This is a genomic window from Deltaproteobacteria bacterium, assembly GCA_016874735.1.
Lineage (GTDB): Bacteria > Bdellovibrionota_B > Oligoflexia > Oligoflexales > CAIYRB01 > CAIYRB01.
The window spans coordinates 61,965-79,061 of sequence record VGTI01000008.1 but is presented as its reverse complement, the minus strand read 5'-3'; the positions used below and the strand labels follow the sequence as shown (position 1 = coordinate 79,061).

Annotated in this window: 15 protein-coding genes; 7 read left to right on the top strand and 8 right to left on the bottom strand. The window is 55.0% G+C overall.

Annotation, left to right across the window (positions count from 1 at the left end; genetic code table 11):
- Positions 1-20: 20 nt before the first annotated feature.
- From FJ146_06685 to FJ146_06670, 4 genes are read left to right on the top strand one after another with little or no spacing between them, the layout of a single operon-like run.
- Complete coding sequence (locus FJ146_06685; GenBank protein ID MBM4251638.1) at positions 21-572, top strand: hypothetical protein; 552 nt, start codon at positions 21-23, stop codon at positions 570-572.
- Between the two features lie 19 nt (positions 573-591).
- Positions 592-1,584 carry a J domain-containing protein gene (locus FJ146_06680; protein MBM4251637.1) on the top strand — a complete coding sequence of 331 codons (993 nt, stop codon included), beginning with the start codon at positions 592-594 and terminating at the stop codon, positions 1,582-1,584.
- Complete coding sequence (locus tag FJ146_06675; protein ID MBM4251636.1) at positions 1,581-2,021, top strand: iron-sulfur cluster assembly scaffold protein; 441 nt, start codon at positions 1,581-1,583, stop codon at positions 2,019-2,021. The genes FJ146_06680 and FJ146_06675 overlap by 4 nt, the downstream gene beginning before the upstream one ends.
- Positions 2,022-2,054: 33 nt before the next feature.
- Entirely contained in the window at positions 2,055-3,074 is a 1,020-nt protein-coding gene (locus FJ146_06670) for a hypothetical protein (protein MBM4251635.1), read from the top strand.
- Between the two features lie 25 nt (positions 3,075-3,099).
- Here the strand turns inward: FJ146_06670 and FJ146_06665 are convergent, their stop codons facing one another.
- Both FJ146_06665 and FJ146_06660 read right to left on the bottom strand, forming a co-directional pair.
- A complete protein-coding gene (locus FJ146_06665; protein ID MBM4251634.1) occupies positions 3,100-4,980 on the bottom strand; it encodes an OPT family oligopeptide transporter in 1,881 nt (626 codons plus the stop codon).
- Between the two features lie 73 nt (positions 4,981-5,053).
- A complete protein-coding gene (locus tag FJ146_06660; protein MBM4251633.1) occupies positions 5,054-6,208 on the bottom strand; it encodes a patatin family protein in 1,155 nt (384 codons plus the stop codon).
- A 167-nt stretch (positions 6,209-6,375) separates the two neighbouring features.
- Between FJ146_06660 and FJ146_06655 the strand changes: the two genes are divergently transcribed.
- Positions 6,376-7,170 (top strand): SDR family oxidoreductase, encoded by a 795-nt coding sequence (locus tag FJ146_06655; GenBank protein ID MBM4251632.1) that lies wholly within the window; start codon positions 6,376-6,378, stop codon positions 7,168-7,170.
- On the opposite strand, the gene FJ146_06650 is transcribed toward FJ146_06655, so the two are convergent.
- The 6 genes from FJ146_06650 to FJ146_06625 form a co-directional block, all read right to left on the bottom strand.
- Entirely contained in the window at positions 7,154-8,911 is a 1,758-nt protein-coding gene (locus tag FJ146_06650; GenBank protein MBM4251631.1) for a beta-lactamase family protein, read from the bottom strand. The two genes, FJ146_06655 and FJ146_06650, sit on opposite strands and share 17 nt — an antisense overlap.
- Before the next feature lie 234 nt (positions 8,912-9,145).
- Complete coding sequence (locus tag FJ146_06645) at positions 9,146-10,828, bottom strand: hypothetical protein (GenBank protein ID MBM4251630.1); 1,683 nt, start codon at positions 10,826-10,828, stop codon at positions 9,146-9,148.
- Between the two features lie 18 nt (positions 10,829-10,846).
- Complete coding sequence (locus FJ146_06640) at positions 10,847-11,794, bottom strand: heme A synthase (protein ID MBM4251629.1); 948 nt, start codon at positions 11,792-11,794, stop codon at positions 10,847-10,849.
- A 21-nt stretch (positions 11,795-11,815) separates the two neighbouring features.
- A complete protein-coding gene (locus tag FJ146_06635) occupies positions 11,816-13,531 on the bottom strand; it encodes an iron ABC transporter permease (GenBank protein MBM4251628.1) in 1,716 nt (571 codons plus the stop codon).
- Between the two features lie 2 nt (positions 13,532-13,533).
- On the bottom strand, positions 13,534-14,631 hold the full coding sequence (locus FJ146_06630) for an ABC transporter ATP-binding protein (protein ID MBM4251627.1): 1,098 nt from the start codon (positions 14,629-14,631) through the stop codon (positions 13,534-13,536).
- Positions 14,631-15,920, bottom strand: coding sequence for an extracellular solute-binding protein (locus FJ146_06625; GenBank protein ID MBM4251626.1), 1,290 nt, complete (start codon positions 15,918-15,920; stop codon positions 14,631-14,633). Before FJ146_06625 ends, FJ146_06630 begins: the two co-directional genes overlap by 1 nt.
- A gap of 124 nt (positions 15,921-16,044) precedes the next feature.
- Between FJ146_06625 and FJ146_06620 the strand changes: the two genes are divergently transcribed.
- Together FJ146_06620 and FJ146_06615 are read left to right on the top strand one after the other, a co-directional pair.
- On the top strand, positions 16,045-16,359 hold the full coding sequence (locus FJ146_06620; GenBank protein ID MBM4251625.1) for a thioredoxin family protein: 315 nt from the start codon (positions 16,045-16,047) through the stop codon (positions 16,357-16,359).
- 46 nt (positions 16,360-16,405) lie between these two features.
- The gene (locus FJ146_06615; protein MBM4251624.1) at positions 16,406-17,083 is read left to right on the top strand and encodes an SH3 domain-containing protein; all 678 of its coding nucleotides are present in this window, start codon (positions 16,406-16,408) and stop codon (positions 17,081-17,083) included.
- Positions 17,084-17,097: the final 14 nt, after the last annotated feature.

Genomic DNA, 17,097 nt, shown 5'->3' with positions numbered 1-17,097 from the left:
TTCATAAGGGGGGCAAGGCGGTGACCAATCAACAACCTAATCTGGGGCAAAGAGAGCCGCAGCCGTTATCCCAGCCTCTCAGCCAGCCGCTGTCAGAGATGACACCTGGGGGCAAGGCTAAGCGCAGGGTTCGTAACTTTGTCCTGCAGCCCTTGCAGCAAATTAAGATTGGCCTTTATTCCATCATCTTGTCGCTGCTTTTTGCCGCGGCACTAGCGTGGATTGTGTACTACAACTTTGCCGGCCTGGTGAACTCAGTGGTACTCCTGACGGACGCAGAGGACGAAGTCAGAGAGCTATTCATGGACTATTGGCGAGGGACACAGATTTGGGTGTACGGGTCGTTCTTTTTGTATATCGTATCGACTGTGACGCTGTCGATTCTGTATACGCACAAGTTGGTGGGGCCGACGATTGCGTTTAAACGTCATCTCAGAGCTCTGCGCGAGGGGCGATTCAACTCGCGGACTTATTTGCGTAAAGGTGACGCTTTTTCCGAGGTTGCTCATGAGCTCAATCGTTTATCCGAGCAACTAGAGCGCAGCTACAACAAAGAACCAAAAAAAGATTAAGTTTAGTTAAAGCCCGCCTATGGCCAAGACCTCTGAGTCCAAAAGTGAATCCGCCGATCGGCTAGTCAACGACTGGTTTCTGACGGCTATCGTCCATGACGGCCCAGTCGCTTCATGCTTGGATGCTGTCATTGCCGAGCTCGATAGTCGCCGTATGTTTGTCGATACGATACGCAAGTCACTTAGCGGCGAGACTCTGCAAGTTGATGCAGTGACTGATCTCAGTCAAAGGATCCGTGCACTCGAAAATACACTGAGATTTAGACTCCCAATGCTGACGGTGGAGCGTCCTAGTGCGTGGTTCAGGGCGCCAGCTGCGACGACCACGGGTCCCTTTCAGGCGGCCTTGCTTAGTGAACCGGTGTTTGCTCCCTACGACGGAGCACTTGTCTCGCAGGTTGAACAAGCTTTAGTCAAATCCTGGCAGATGCGGGACGCGAGCAGCTTACCATTCGCTGAGGATCAACCTTGCCTATGGACAACCTTACTTAGACACAACGCGCGTTTAGAGCAGATTTGTAAGTTACCGGTGCCGTTCGTCGGTTTGCGGCTTGATGAGTTACCCGACGGCTTACCGACGGAACTACAATGTCGCTCGGTATGTTCCTTTCTCACCAACGTCCGCGGTGAGCTGATAGCGGCACGTGAGCGACTCAGCAATTGCTATCAGCAGCTGCGCGAGTGCAGTCTACGTCTTTGGTTAGTCCAGAGGCGCGAGGCCATGGAGCAAGACGTGCGCCGCCAGCGCTCGCAGCGCGGGGCGCAGGATATTCGTGACGAGTTTAGGCGGCGACGTTCACAGGCGTCTACCGCCGCGCCTTTGCTCGCACCGGCTGATCTTGAAGCATTGCGCTTCATGGGGTTCGCTGCATTACCTGCTCCAGGTGATCTGCGGCAGCGCTATATCGCCATGGCTAAAAAGCTGCATCCCGATCTCCAGGGTGGTGATGACCAAGGCTTCAAGCTGTTAGTCAATGCCTATAATAGACTGACGGCAAGAGTTGAGGCGTGAACCCTCCTAACTCGAAAAATGCGTCCGCAGTTTATCAGGACCGTGTTCTTGCCCATGCGCGCCAACCGGTTGGGTATACCGAGTCTCTGGATGGCGCAGCATCACGCACAGTCACCAATCCTCTCTGTGGCGACGAGGTCACTGTCATGGGGCGCTGGGACGCAGGGGGCAAGCTGCAGCTCGGTTTTCACTGCCGCTCCTGTCTCCTCTGTAAGTCCAGTGCCTCCATCATGGTCAGTAGCCTCGCGGGTAAGACCAAAGTCGATGCGCAGAAGCTGGTTGCGCTCTTTCAGACGTCCTATCAGAGCATGGATCCTGAGCAAGCGACGAAATTTCAAGGCGATTTGCGGGCTATTTTTGATTTGCAAAGATATCCAACGCGCATGACTTGCGTGCTCCTGCCATGGGACGCCGTATCTAAACTGCTGTATAATTAGATTATAAATTGGTTTAGTGGAGGATTCTTTCCGATGGGCTACATGCGCCGTTTTGCCCCCATGTTTGCGCTGTTTGTTGCCTTTGCTTGTCATAACGATCCGAGTGGTAAAGATGCGGATGTGAATGAGAAGAGTAAAGTTTGCGTCGCCGCAGGTGCAACTCTTAGTGCGACCACCAATGAGTGCGAATGTGCCGGCGGCTCCAAGTGGACGGGTAGTCGCTGCGACAGTGAGGCTGGTAGCAAGGACAAAGCGCAACTCACCGAGGCCCAACCAGCGACACTCGCGCCGCAGGTATCAACACTGCGTGAAGTCACGCCAGCTACACTGTTGCCTGAAAATAAGGCCAAAGATGGGCGCAGGAGTGGCATAGCAAAAACGGACAAAGCTGATGCGCAAGTCCAGTCACTCACGCCGCATCAATTGGCCGCGCTTAAAACTAACTGTGAGAAAGCTCACGCAAAGTGGATGGGTGGTGAATCCTACTGCTTGTGCCCCGAACATAAAGTCTTGGTAGGCGCTAAATGCCAGGCCATACGCAATCAGGTCTCTGATGCGGCGTGCACGAGCGCGGTGCGTCCCGGACGCTGGAGCAAAGGTGACTGTCGCTGCAGTGGCGGCGAAACTTTTATACCCGAGCGCGGCGGATGTGTGGCAGCCAAGAGTGTTGCAGGGAACACGCTCAAATTCACCTGCGAGAACGGTCTCAACAGTGGCAAATGGGACGATAGTAAAAATCGGTGCAACTGCCCATCGGGTCGCATTTGGTGGCACGAGTCTTGTGCTTTAATGTCGCGTTTGAGTTCGTCAAAAATTTGCGAAAGTGAATTTCACGGTGGCAGTTGGGACGGTGTGCAGAAAAGATGTCAGTGTCCCAAGGGCAGGATGTGGCTCAATCAGAGCTGTCTCGATCCCCACGCGCTACCCAGTCGCAATGTATGCGAGAGTGAGTGGAACCGCGGCACCTGGAATCAAAAACGCCAGAGCTGTGCCTGTCCGCGCGGTGGGCAGTGGAACAGTAAAAATCTCACCTGCACACGTCGTGCCGGCTGAAGTTAGCCAGCACTGGTGCAGTGACTCAGCCGTTGATTGCCTTCATGATCTCTTGGATCATGCCGCCACCCTGAGCTGCCAGAATGATGGCGACACCCATAAGCGATTCGCCTGCGATGAGACCAGACGATACGGTGACTAAGTAACGATCCGCTGTCTCTGGTTTCTTCTTCATCAGACGCCAGGCTAGGAAGCTGCCGATAAACATCGAAAGGCAGTTAAAGGCAGGGATGACGCCAGCGATACCTAGTCCAGTTGCCGAAGGTAGCCACTTGCGGTAACGCTCTGGCAGGTAGGCTTCGCCAAGAGCCAGGAACACGCCAAGCAAAGCGCCAACGATCATGGCGGCCAGCGCCCCAGCCGGCAGAGAGCTAACGCCCTTAGCCAGCATTTCGGCAACACCAGCCCAAACTTTTGCGGATGGGGCCGGCATAGCCGCGGTACCCAGCAGCTCGGGCTTAACGACGATGGTATAGACCGGCACTGCCAGTAAGCTACCAGCAACGACACCAAAGAGCTGAGCGATCGTTTGCTGCCGCGGGTTCGCACCCAGCAAATAGCCTGATTTGAGATCGGTCAGCAGGTCGGCAGCGTGTGATGACGCTCCCGCAGTGATCGATGCCGTCATGAGGTTGGTGCTCATGTTCGAGGGAGCGATGATGCCGTAGGATAACTGGGTGATTTTACCCATCGCGCCAATCGGCGTAACATCCGTCTCACCAGTTGCACGCGCCGCCACGATAGCTAGAAAAAAGGTCATCACAACGGCTAGAATACCCATCCACCACGCGATACCAAACCACGCATGGCCCAGATAGACGGAGGCACCTCCTGCAATCAGGGTGCCCCACACAAACCAGGACGTCGGCACTTCGATGTGTGCCAAGGGATCGACCGGACCCGAGTCTTTGTTAAAAGCTGCCTTCAGTCCCGAGAGTGCGCGCAGGATTGTGCGCCATTTAAGGCCCAAAGATACCATACTGGAGGTCACCATCAACGCTGTCGATGGCCACAGAGTCCACGAGACTATGCCCTTGTAGCCAGGCTCGACGATGTTGTCGGCGAGTAGCATGGGAGCAATGACGCAGTAGCACAGTGCCGATCCAAGCAGCAGGGAGACGCCGACGCGGATTCCCATGATGGCTCCTGCCGCAATCATAATCAACGAGCCCTCAAGGCCGATCGAGTAGCGTTCGAGGAGAGTACCGCCGCCAGGAAAGAGCGGCACATGCTCGGGGAACGCAGCGTTTTCGAGCGTCTCCTTGAGTGAGGGACGATCAAGTTTGGTGGCGAGCCAAGCGCCAAATTGTCCGAGGCCGTCGCGCCAGAACGCGACGATGGCACCGATGCCGGCACCCCAAACGAGTGAGCGTGCCTTGCCCAGAGATTCTGCGCCCGCTGAGTGCATAGACCGCAGCGTCTCCGCCGTGGCAATCCCCGACGGAAAGGGTAGCTTGTCGATGTTGATCAACTGCCGCTTAAGTGGCACCGCCATGAATACGCCAAGAATCGAGATGGAGAGTAGCCAGCCAATCATCTCCCACCAGGTCAGCAGGCGCCCAGTTGTCAAATAGAGCGCCGGGAAGGCGGAGGTTAGGCCAGCCGAGGCGATATAACCTGCTGCGCTGGCAGCGCTGGACATGGTGTTGTTTTCTAGAATGGAAAAAGGATTGCGCCGATAATGGGGCACCACGGCTTCCAATGCGCGGAAGACACCGTAAGCAATGATGCAAGCCGTGATGGTGACGCCTAGTCCCCAGCCTGTCTTAAGCCCGACGTATAAGTTGGAAATCGACATAATGGCGCCGATAAGCATGCCGCTAACTACGGATCTGACTGATAATTGGCGTACCTGGTCGCCCTGATAAACATCGCGAAGCCAGGCTCGCGCCTCGTCGTGGTGCATAGTGGTATCCTCATTGGCCGTAATGATGGCTCTGCGGTACCTACGCTAGCTGGGCTACCTGTGCAACCAAAAATCAGCGCGCGCCACCAAACAGATAGTCCTCAATCTCGTCTTTACGGTTATGTGCATCCTGGCGTCCTAACTCTGTAAGATAGGAGCAGAATGCTGGCTCAAACAGGAGATAGCTAGCGAGCTCGGCAGCCTCGACGGCGTTACCCATACCGCCAATCAGATACTGCAGTATGGTCGGAAGCCGCTTGAAATGCTGACCAGCAATTTCGCCCACGTCGGCCGACGGCTGTATAGCGAGGCAATCGATTTGTTTCAGTGGCAACTGCTCACGTAGTTCCGGCGGTACACTCTCCACCATTTTATTCATGCGGGTCAGGCGGTCGATGTCGTATTCGACCGTGTCCATCACGAGGGCATTCAGTACGACCCCTAGGATACGCGCGATGGTTGGCCGGTCGGTTGCGCCGAGATCGGTACGGTCGATGTGGTGATTGCGCCCGTGACGTACCCCAACAATCAGCAGGCGCCGGGCTCCAAGCCGAATGGCCGGGCTTAAAGGTGCGGGGTTACGCACGCAGCCGTCACCATAAAAGCGGGATTCTACCTCGATGGGTGGAAATAGTAGGGGAATGGATGCCGAAGCTATAAGGTGGTCGGCTTTGATTTTCGTGAATGCAGACCTTCGCCTTGGGTGCACCCAGGCAGCGCGCGGCTGGCGCGACATGATAAAAGAGACATTCTCGGAGGTTGTGTAATCGAGGGCGGACACTTCGACGGCGTTTAAGATCCCACTACTCAGATGTTTGGTGATACCGTTAAACGGAACGCGACTGGCGATAAGGGCCTTGAGCGGTGTCGTATCCACAAGCGATACCGCTTGTTTGCGCTTTCGCACATTGCCGAGTGTGAGGTCGGTTGCCCAGTTGACACCGATGCGGCCTAGGGAGCGGACGTCCGTACGAAAGACGCTTTCGGCCTTAAGAGTACTCCAAAAAGCGGAAAGTTGCCGTGCTGCCCGACTAAAATTATCAGCAGTAGCAGAGATAAATCCCACATTCAGGGCTCCAGCACTGGCACCGGAAATAATGTCGCAAGGGAGTGTCTGCGTCCGCGCCTTGGCTATTTCGGCTATGCCTTGGAGCACACCGGCCTGGTAGGCGCCGCGAGCGCCGCCACCGGTGAGGATCAGACCAGTATTTTTCTTTTTGCTGCCCATCCACTAACTCGCTTTGAGCGAAGGGGGTCCAGGTTGGGGGTTGCCTTTGCTCGACCTTGTCATCGGCTTAACTTTGGTTAACTTGAGAACGCGCCTTAAAAAAGGTCCCATCTTATGTTAAAGTTACATGGATTACAGTGGTTTGTATTCTTTAGGTGGGTTATAACATGCAGCTAATGGAGCCATCCATGACCAAGAAGTGGGCTATCGTCACCGGGGCAACCGCAGGAATCGGACGCGCCATTGCGCAGCAGCTTGCTGAACAACATAGCTACAATTTGGTCTTGGTGGCGCGTTCGGAAACGGCGCTGAGTTCCTTAAAGAACGCCTGGGAAAAGTCCGGCATTGAGGTCCAGGTGATGCCGCTTGATTTGAGCCTCGAGGCTGCACCTGAGCAGCTAGCGAGATTCACCGATGAGCAAGGCATTGTTCCTGAGGTTCTGGTCAATAATGCGGGCATTGGCTGCCATGGTCGCTTTCTCGAAACTGATTTAGCCGCGCAAATTAAAATGCTGCGGCTGAATGTCGAGGCTCTGGTGCAGCTGTCCTACCTCTACGGTCAGCGCATGGTTGAACGTAAGCACGGTTATATCATGCAAGTGGCATCGACAGCGGCCTTTCAGCCTCTGCCTTTCTATGGGCTTTATGCCGGGACCAAGAGTCTAGTCGTCAGTTTTTCTAAAACGTTGAACTTTGAGTACAGTACCCACGGTGTAAGCTCGACGGCGGTGTGTCCCGGACCAACGGCAACAAACTTTTTCGATAACAAAGCGTCGGTGACGACAGAAGATTTAAAGAAGCTCTTCATGTCTGCTGATGCCGTTGCCCGACTTGGAATTGCAGCGATGTTTGACCGTCGCGAAGTGTGCATCACCGGAGGTGTCAATAAACTGGGCACGATCGCCGGCAAGATGGTGCCCAGTCGTTTGATGATGAAGTCTCTTGCTAGCGTGATGCGTTAGAGCAGAGCCGCAAGTGGCGCCTCTCCAATTCTGATACGATCTCGTCTTTACCCACCTTGCGCAGGGGGATGTTACCGACCAGTTTGATGCTATCGCGCGTTACAAATCCCTGGTCTCCAGCACCTTCGATTTGCAGAGCCGTCGTCACTGTTTCGTCGATGACATCGGTCACACACACCTCTTCAGCCCCGTTAGGCATTACCGTCGCCGTGCCCTTAAAGGCGAAAACACTCGTCGTGGTCGTTGTCTCCATGAGGGGAGCGGTACCGCTGGGTAGATCGTCTTGATTGATCACGACCGTAAGGAACGGTAGCTTAACTGCCTCCTCAGCCTGTCTATCGAGAAAGGAGAGACTGCCCTTCAACCTCAGCTCCAGTTCACGACCACCAGTGGACCTAGTCGCTACAGCATCGAAACTAGAGTACGGCAGTGATGATTTGCCGTGCTCTTTCAATTCCGCATAACCGTAAGCATCACGGATCATGATGTTGGCGGCGCCGTCCTCGGCGATATGTCCCTTGAGACGCACGTGGACGCCGTTGTCTCCCAGATTGTTCTTATTGACCGCGTCGAGTTCTACGAACGGCTTGTTATCGTCAGGTGTATACAGGCGTGACAGGAAGTCATAGTACACAGAGTAAAGTTGTGAGGGTCCCATATTGCGGGACATGCTGATGGTCAGATTTTTTTCAGGATAAAAATTGGTGATTGTTTGGTAGCCGGGTGTCAGGCCGCCGTGACCGTACCCATCGCCGATGCTGGACGGAGTTTTCATCAACCCAAGGCCATACTGTAGTGGCATACCAAGCACTGTGCCTAGGCGGGTCGTCTTCATAGCAGCGAGTGTTTCTGGACTTAAGATATCTCCGTGAAACAGGGCGTAAGTCAAACGTGCCAGATCGCTGGTATTAGAGACGATGCCACCGGCTGCCCAAACAAAAGAGCTGTCGAATAAATTGGTGGTATCGAGATAGGGACCGATTTTTTTAATCTTGCGCGAAAATGCATTGATGAACCAACCGGGAAACGGAAGGTTCGCCACCATGTATCCTGACACGCGCAGTTTCTTCAGGTCTTGGGGCAGGGAAAGATAAGTAGACTGCATGCCCAGTGGTTCAAACAGCTGCGTCCTTAGTAGTTCGTCCAGTGGCATACCGCTGACTTTTTCAGCGATCATGCCGAGAAGCACGTAGTTGGTATTGTTGTACTCGACCTTGGTGCCCACTGGGAATAGCGAGGGCATCTTAGCGACGGCGTGCACAATGTCCCGTGGCTTCCACTTGCGTGAGTGCCAGTTGAAAGCACTGCGGAGGATGCGGTTTACGCCCTCTTTGCTGAAGACATACTCGGGAATCCCAGACGACTGATTCAGCAAATCACGAACCGTAACCGCGCCCCATTGGGAATATTCGGGGAAGAAATCGGTCAGCTTGTCGCTGAGCTTGACTAAGCCTTGATCCACTAACTTCAAAATCATGACTGCAGTGATGTATTTCGAATTGCTGCCGACCGTGACTAGGTTGTCTAAGGTCACTTGCTCTTGACGATCGATACGCGTGTAACCCTCGGCAGCAGATTGGCATTCCGCTCCGTCACAAACGGTAACAAACGTCGCAGGATCGTTCGAGAAGTAATTGGCCTCTTGCAGCTCCAGCTTTAGTCTCTCAGGAGATAGTGCAGGCTCACCTGCAAAAAGCTGCTGAGAAAGGAGCAATGTCTTAAGCATGAGCTTAGATAGCATAGAGTAATCTCATCGGTGTTGTGCTGTTGACTCAAACGAACGATACGCATTAGTACCTGTTTAGTTGTTAGCAACCGAGCGGAATTTACAACTTGGGGGGACGACTACAGCATCCTCTAAACCGAAACTAGTGTATCACTTAGTTAATAACCTCTGACCCCGTGGCCGGTCAAGAGGACGCTGTCATGATGGGTTTTATTCAATTATGTCGGTGGGTTATTTTTCTTGCCACATTCACTCGTATACGACCACGGCTGCCGTTAGCAGAAATCCCGCCCCGGCTGCGGGGTAAGGCTCCCCGTGAAAGAGTCCCTCATAGCGAAATTCGTTTTCGCGCCCTAGTTGAGCCAAACTAGTCACGTCGTGGCGCACTGCTTGGACTTCGCGTCCCGGACACCAGCCGCTACGCCCGTACCACCAGGTACCGAATTGATTGGGTACGGTGCCGTTTTTCACTTCTTTCATGCAGTTGTATTCGTCGGCGGTTTCGGGAAAACTACGCTCGATCTTTGAGCCATTGACGTAAAACCGGTGGGTTGTGTCACAAAACTCAGCACAGTTGCCGGGCTCCTGCATGCCGTGTCCGGTGATCACGGTGACAAGTTCGACGCGTTTGGCGCTGGCTGGTATGAGTGCCTTCACGGCTGGGCGTTTCTTGTTGTAGTTTTGATCAAAGTTGGCGCCGAAGGTCTCTTGAAAGAGGATGGTCGTCGCAACCGGCTTAATCGCCTCTGCTTTTTTGACCAAACGCAGGTTCAGGTGCATTTCGTACGGCTGGCCAAACTTAAAGGAGAAGCGTCTTTTACCCCCGTCTTTGAGCAGCGGTAAAAATGGTGTGACATCATGCACCCAACGCCCGATCCGGTGATAAGTCGAAATCCAGCGCCCGATTTCTGTGTTGCAATTGTCCGGCTTGTCTTTGTCGCAAACGTAAAAGACGAGAGCCTCGTCCCAAGCCGGGCATTCTCCGACCTCGGCGCTACCCTTACATTCAGCCGTTAAGTCTAGCTCTAGGCCGTCGAAACTTGCCATCTTGCTGGCATCGGGGAGTTCGATGTCAGCGTAGATGCGGTCTTGTTTTTCCACGACGGATTCACCCTTGAATACAGGGACCACGAGAGCATCCTCAGCCGCGAGGGCGGCCTCTCGTTTGGCTTCAAAGTTGTAGTAGATCGATTCGTTCGCCAGCATAGCGAGATTGGGACCGAAATCATCCAGGCTTGGTTCAAACCGATGCGGGTCGCTGTAGTTGCCGACATAACGAATTTTTTGGAACCTATCAATTCCTATGCCCCAACCTGGATTTGCAAGCGCCTCGCCTAGCCAGCCTTTCACTGAGGCTATGGGCACCGTGACATAGTGTAGATGGGAGCGCCAGTGATCGGCATCGGCAGCTGTCATGCCATTTAATGCGCCGTTGACATTATCCATGATCGATTGCAGGGATAGTTGGCGCAGCTCGTCCTCTCGCGCCATCGAAATAAAAAATACATGCGTGTTTTTCGGCAAAGATTTTAACAGTGCCGGTCCATCGCGTAACCAAAGCGGCGTTTTGAATTCGCGCGTCTGCCGCGGCAAGTCCTGGACGATCAGATAGTTGTCGCAGCCCGTATAGGCCTTAGAGAACACAAAATCCCCCGTGGTCGTTGGCAGCTGAAAGTCGGCCGCAATAGCACCAAGGGCAGCATTTTCTGAGACCGTCACCAGAGGTTTTGTCGGTAGCCCTAGAGATTTGCAGTAGGGATTTTCAGGTCCACTGACGCTAGCGGTACTAGAGGCGCCGGCGGGCCTCGTCGTCTTGCAGGCCGAAAGTGCCAGCGTGATGGTCGCCGCCGATAGCAAAGTCCAACGGTTCATGATGATCCCCTCAAGTAAGCAAAAGAGCCTAGCCTCAGAGCTGGGGGAAATTCTAGGCATCCACTTTGCGTGTTTGGATCAATTTACCACAAATGCGTGATCACTGTCCGCGCTGCGGGGAGCGAGTACTTCGATGGCGAGGATCACCAGAACGACCCAGGTGATGTCGGCCAAAATCAGGTGGATTAGCTGCATGGCTGTCGGCGCCAGGAGAACTAAGTTAAGACCGCCAATGATGATCTGAACGGTCACAGCCAAACTAGCAAGTCTCGTGAGCGTTTCCACGCGGCCGGCAAGGCCCTGAGCGCGCAGCACCTGACAGGTCACGATCCAGTACACACTGGTGGCCATGGCGAGCAGTGGGTGGACGACGCGAAGCCGCAGCAGGAAATGCGCGGTGGGGTCGAAGTCCTGTTGCAACCCGGCGCTCAAGGATGTGGCAGGAAACAGGGTGTCACCGAGGGCGACAACCGCGCCGGACGATCCCACGACGACAAAAAGTACGAGACCGCCGAGAACCGCGGGGCGTCGCCAGTCACGCACCGTGATCCTGAACCGCTCGCGGCGCCCGCTGGTTGCATACCAACTGACATAAGTCAGACAGCCAACGAGGAGAAACGTGTTTAGCAAGTGCAAGCTGATCACAACAGCCCGTAGGAGCGATGCATTGTCCTTAACCAATGCGGCAAGCACTAAGCCAGCACCAACTGCCGCTTCTAGTACCAAAAAAACCGCGCTTAAGACGCTACCCTGACGCAGCGCGTGGCCGCGTGGAAAGCGCCGAAAGCTCCAAACGACCAAAAAGCCAACCGCAAGCAGCGTGAGGCCACTGGTGAGGCGGTGGCTCAGTTCAATGATCGTTTCAAGCGCTGGCGTGCGGGGAACAACGACGCCGTTACATAGCGGCCAATGCTCGCCGCAGCCAGCACCGGATCCGGTGGCACGGACAAAAGCGCCCCACATGATCACTAGGATCGTGTAACCCAGTACCGCCCACGTGTAGCGCTGATAGCGAACCTGACTCAAGTTCGGCCCCTCTCTGGTCACTTAACTGCGAAAGAGCTCACCCATCTTCTTGCCGAGGACCCGTGAAGCCCCTAAAAGGCAAATTGCCAGTAGGATCATACCCAGGACACCCAGCGCCGAAGCCGTGAGTTCGCCGCTGCCCTGCTCTAGAAATAGGGCGTAAATTGCCTTGGTTAAGGGATAGTACTGATCCTTCATGGCCAAGATCAAGCTATCGCTCACATCGAGCATGGCATAGGCAAAACATAGGAGGCACCCTGCCACCAAGTTAGCAGCAATCAGCGGCACCGTGATGCGGCGTAGCGTCATGAAGCGGCTGGCGCCGAACACCATCGAGGCCTCTTCCAGGCTGCGACTGGTTTGCATGAGTCCAGCTGTCGCCGCGCGCACCATGTAGGGCAGGCGCCGGATAGCGTAGGCAATGATGAGTAGGGTCATCGGGTTTATAAAGGGATCAAGCGGTGTGCCCGTGAACGTGACTACATAACCAAAGGCGAGGACAATGCCAGGCAGAGCTAGAGGCATCATGGTCACGCCCTCAAGCAATCCTGTGAACGGCACAATCTTGCGGGCGATCACATAGGCAACCAGAACGCCCAAGAACAAATCCACGAGTGTCGATAGGCCAGAGAACAGGAGGCTGTTTTTGATCCCAATCATGGGTAGTTCAGTGGCTAGAACTTGATGGTAGTGCTCAAGGGTATAGTGTTCGGGCAGGATAGTCATAAACCAGTTGTCGCTAAAGCTTGTAAGCGCCACGCTGAGGTGCGGTGTCACAGCTAGTAGGATCACAAAACCAAGTAGTAAGTAGCATGGTAGGGCGCCAACGAAATTAAGTTTCTGCACCCGATTGGTCACGTGACCGCGCGCCATCATTTCGTACTTGCGGCCAGACAGCGCCAGCTTCGAGACAAAGAAGATCACCAAAGTCATCACAATGACTAGGACCACCAAGGCAAAGCCCATGGGGTTCTCGTTGACGTCACTGATCATGTTGAAGATGCGCACAGGCAAAGCTTGCTGGTATCCGACCAAGAGCGGCGTCCCTAGATCGGTGAAGGCCCAGATGAAGACGATGATCGCACCAGCAAAATAACCAGGTCGCGCAAGTGGCCAGGTGATGTCCTTGAGCCGCTTCCATTTACTGACACCGAGAGTATCGGCGACATCATCCAGACTGGGATCGATGTTGGCGAGAGCGCTTGTTAAGTTGAGATACAGAATGGGATAGAGGTGAAGAGCCTCTAAAAGTGCTACCGCCCAAAAGATTCTCGAGCCCTCAAGCCACTCAATAGGCGCATCGGTGAGTCCAAACTCCATCAGGAACAGGTTGACGACTCCGCGGCGGGCAAAAAAACGTTGAATGCCAATAGCGCCAACAAAAGGCGGCATGACCATCGGCATCAGGAGGAGACCAGTTAATAGCGTTTTACCTGGAAACTCCAGTTTGGCGTTTACCAAGGCGAGGGGTAGCGCAATCACCGTTGTTGCCAGAACTGTCACCAGACCCAAGGCGAGGCTATTAACCGTTGCCTCCATGTGCAGTTCATTTTGAAAGAGGAGTTGGAAGTACTCGAGCGTGAAACCGTCCGGACCACGGAACGCTTTGACCAGAATCACCGCCACTGGTGCGATCAAGAACGCCACAAGGACGCCCAAGATCAAAAGTATCGTACCGTAGCCGATCAGATTTTCTGTCAGGGCAAAATGCCGTCGCGCACCAGTAGCTGCCGTCATGTTTAAGTGCTCGCGGGTTGATCGGTTTCGGTAGGCAACACTAGGACGTCTTCAGCAGCGACCCAGGCCGCAACGGTATCTCCGACGGCTAGGGTGTGATCCGGGGGATTAAAGACGCTAGCTCTTACCAGGGTCCCATCTTGGCCCATCAGTTGGAACTGCTCTGATTCACCAAGGTACGTCAGGTGATCCAACTTCAGCGTCAGACGATTATCCGAGGCAATGTCACCACCACCAAGGTTTAATTTGACCGCCTCAGGGCGGAAGGAGACCGTCACCGGATCGCCTACCTTGGCACTGGTCATGCTCCGCGACGCATCGATTGCACCGATAGTCGTCTTGACGCTATGTAAGCCGTCTTTGTGTCCAAGATAGGTGGCAGTCAGTAAATTAGTTTCACCGACAAAACGTGCCACAAATGCTGATTTAGGGGCATGGTAAAGTTGCCGTGGAGGATCAGTTTGAATGAGTTGTCCCGCGCGGAACACGCTCACATCGGTGCCCATCGATAGGGCCTCTTTTTGATCGTGGGTCACGTATACCGTGGTGATACCGAGTTGCTTGTGAATCCGACTCAGATTGTCGCGCATTTCGAGGCGCAGCTGCGCATCGAGGTTACTGAGCGGTTCGTCGAGAAGCAGGACCGTAGGACGTACCGCAATGGCGCGCGCTAGGGCCACGCGTTGCTGCTGCCCACCAGATAGTTGACCAGGGAGACGATCTCCGTAACGCGATAGCTGCGTGATTGCGAGCGCCTCGTCAGTCCTCTGCCGGATCTGGTCGGAGGACATCTTCTGTACGGTGAGACCGTATTCAATGTTTTTGCGGACAGTCATGTGCGGCCATAGGGCGTAGTTCTGAAAAACCATGCCAATACCGCGTGCTGCCGCCGGCAGATTGGTGACGTCCTTGCCGTTGAAAAGGAGCCGTCCGGAACTAGGAGCCTCCAGTCCGGCGAGCATGCGGAGCATGGTGGTCTTGCCGCAACCCGAAGGCCCGAGCAAAAAATGCAGAGCACCGCTCTTAATAGTTAAATCAACGCCACCGACCGCGGTGACGTCGCCGTACTTCTTCACGATGCGTTCAAAAACGACTTCCATTATTTGCCAGCAATCTTTTTATAGGTGGCTCGCGCGTTGCTAGTCCACGTGTTGATGGTCTGGTTGCGCACCACATTGTCATCCCATTTGCTGGAAAGACTTAGGAGCTCAGCCTCGGTCACCGGTGCTTTCGTGAGCGCATCCACGTCTTCAACCTTTTTTGCGCCCCGGGTAGCTGCGGCCCAAGCCGCCGCGAGATCCCTTTGCAGATCAACCTGGGTCGCGCCTAAAAGGTCACCGAGAATGTGCTCAAGTTTGACCGTCTTGGCCGGGTCGAGAGAGACAAACTTCTTCACTTTGAAAGGATTGAATGCGTTAACACGGCGGCCCTCCGTCGCCGCGTAGGCCGCCTGCGTCACCGCCATACGGCCTAACGTACTCAAGCGGGGGCCGTCGGCCGCACCCTTCGGCAAAACTAGGAGTTTTTGGGCATCATCGCTCAGGAGGAAGGTGATGAAGCGCTCGGCCACCTTGGCGTGTGGGGCGCCTTTGACGACACCGATGGGATCCGGGTCCAGCACGGTTTCATCGGCGGGTAAGGTAAACATCAGCTTGTCCGCGCCGAGTTCATCGACTTTGGGCTGGGCATAAAAGTCGATGGCCATCGAGGCCGCGGCGTCGCCGGCAACCACGGCTTTGATGGGGTCAGAGCTCGACTGGGTGAACGAGCGCGTGTTGGCGGCGATACGTGTTAAGGTCGCCCACCCTTTGTCCCAACCTTGGGCCTGCAGCACAATCATGGCCATCGTTAGTGCCGTGCCAGAGTGGCGCGGATCGGCAAGCGTGATCTGGCCGCGAAACTTAGGGTCGGCCAAGTCACTCCAGCGGCTTGGTGTACCTAGCCCCTCGAGCTTCAGTACTTTCTTGTTGGCGAAGATACCAAAGGAGGACAGTGCGGTGGCGTACCAGGTCTCCGATTTATCGTACATGGGCACACCGGCAATCGTCGCGGTGAGGCCCTTAGGGACGGGCGACTTGGCTAGGTGTCCGTCTTTACTGAGGTCGAGAAAGGCACTGGTGCCGCCGCCCCAGAAGATGTCCACACTCGCGGATTGCGCATTTTTGCCAAAACGAGTCCGCAGGAGTCTTACGGCGTCGGCCGTCCCGCCGTTGTCCAGCCACGCGACATCAACGGCCGTGCCGTAGGTTTTTTGATAGTGCTCTTTAAACTTGGGGATGAACTCGTCCTGCATCGATTTGCGATGGGGCGACAGAATCACAAGCTGGTCATTGGCGAGAGCCGCGGTCGTGGTACAAAAGGCTAACCAGGCGGTGATCAGATGTTTCATGATGGAACCCTGCAGTTATGGGCTTTGCGTCTCAGCCCTTGAGCGGTATGGTTGTGTGGCACGCGCGCGCATTTTACTTCCCTCGGCTTGAGGTGCAAGTAGCTTTTATAAGGAGCGGACAAAATTGGAAAATTGGACTCCTGACCAGCTGCAGCAGGCGATCGAAAGTGGGGCTCTCGTCTTCCTCAAGTTGTGGAAGCGCGGCTGTGGGGCATGCAAACTGTCCGAACCAGCGCTGGAACGCATCGTCGCGGCTGACACCCTCGGTATGCGCTTCGGCCAGATTTCCACCGACGAGCACCCGGACATCCTTGAGATCGCTGAGACTGATGTGCTGCCGGCTTTTTTTGTCTTTAAGGACCGAGGGCTTGCTGCCCAACAGGTCGGCTTTAAAGGGATAAAATCATTGCAAGAGCTGATCGACAAGGCCACCCACTAGCCGTTAGTATGAGTCCATGCATTAACACTGCAGGAGGACTACGGTTATGACGACGAGATGGCGTCGATGGAGCAATGTGCTTTGGTTGGGGGCCGCGCTGCATGTGATGGCCGCGTGTAGCGGTAGTGATCAAGCGGCGCCTTCGGATCCTGTGCTGGTGGAGCCCGAAGTGGGTGAGGCCAAAGTGCCGACTAGCGATTTTGCCACAAGCACCCATGCACAAGAATCTGCAGCGCCCACTAACCCTGAGGCCGTCCCAGATGCCGTCGAGCCCCCACCGGCACCAATTGAGAGCGATACTGGGGAGCCTGTGGCCCTGGACAGCGCCGACGTGAAGACCATGGACGGTGACCACGCGGCCCAGGCTCCGTCAGAAACACCGCCTACTTTTGAAGAAGGGGCCCTTGGCGCCGCTGGGGATGATGCGGCAAGCTACTTGCCGGCGGAAGGTAAGGCAAAAGGCGCGCGGGCCCACCACGGCCGCAGCGCTTCCGGTAAGCGCGGCAAACACAAAATGCACGGTAAAAACAAGGGTAAAGCCGTACGCTACGTTGCTGTTGGCACGCTTAATGTCCGCAGCAAACCGAGCGCCAACGCGCGCGTCGTCAAGAAATTAAAGGCTGGCGACGAAGTGCAAGCGCACATTAAGGGCCAGTGGGCACGTATAGGCAAAGGCCAGTGGGTCAAGGCTAAGTATCTGACTAAAAAAGCCCCGGGTGGGTGAGTAGGACAACTTTG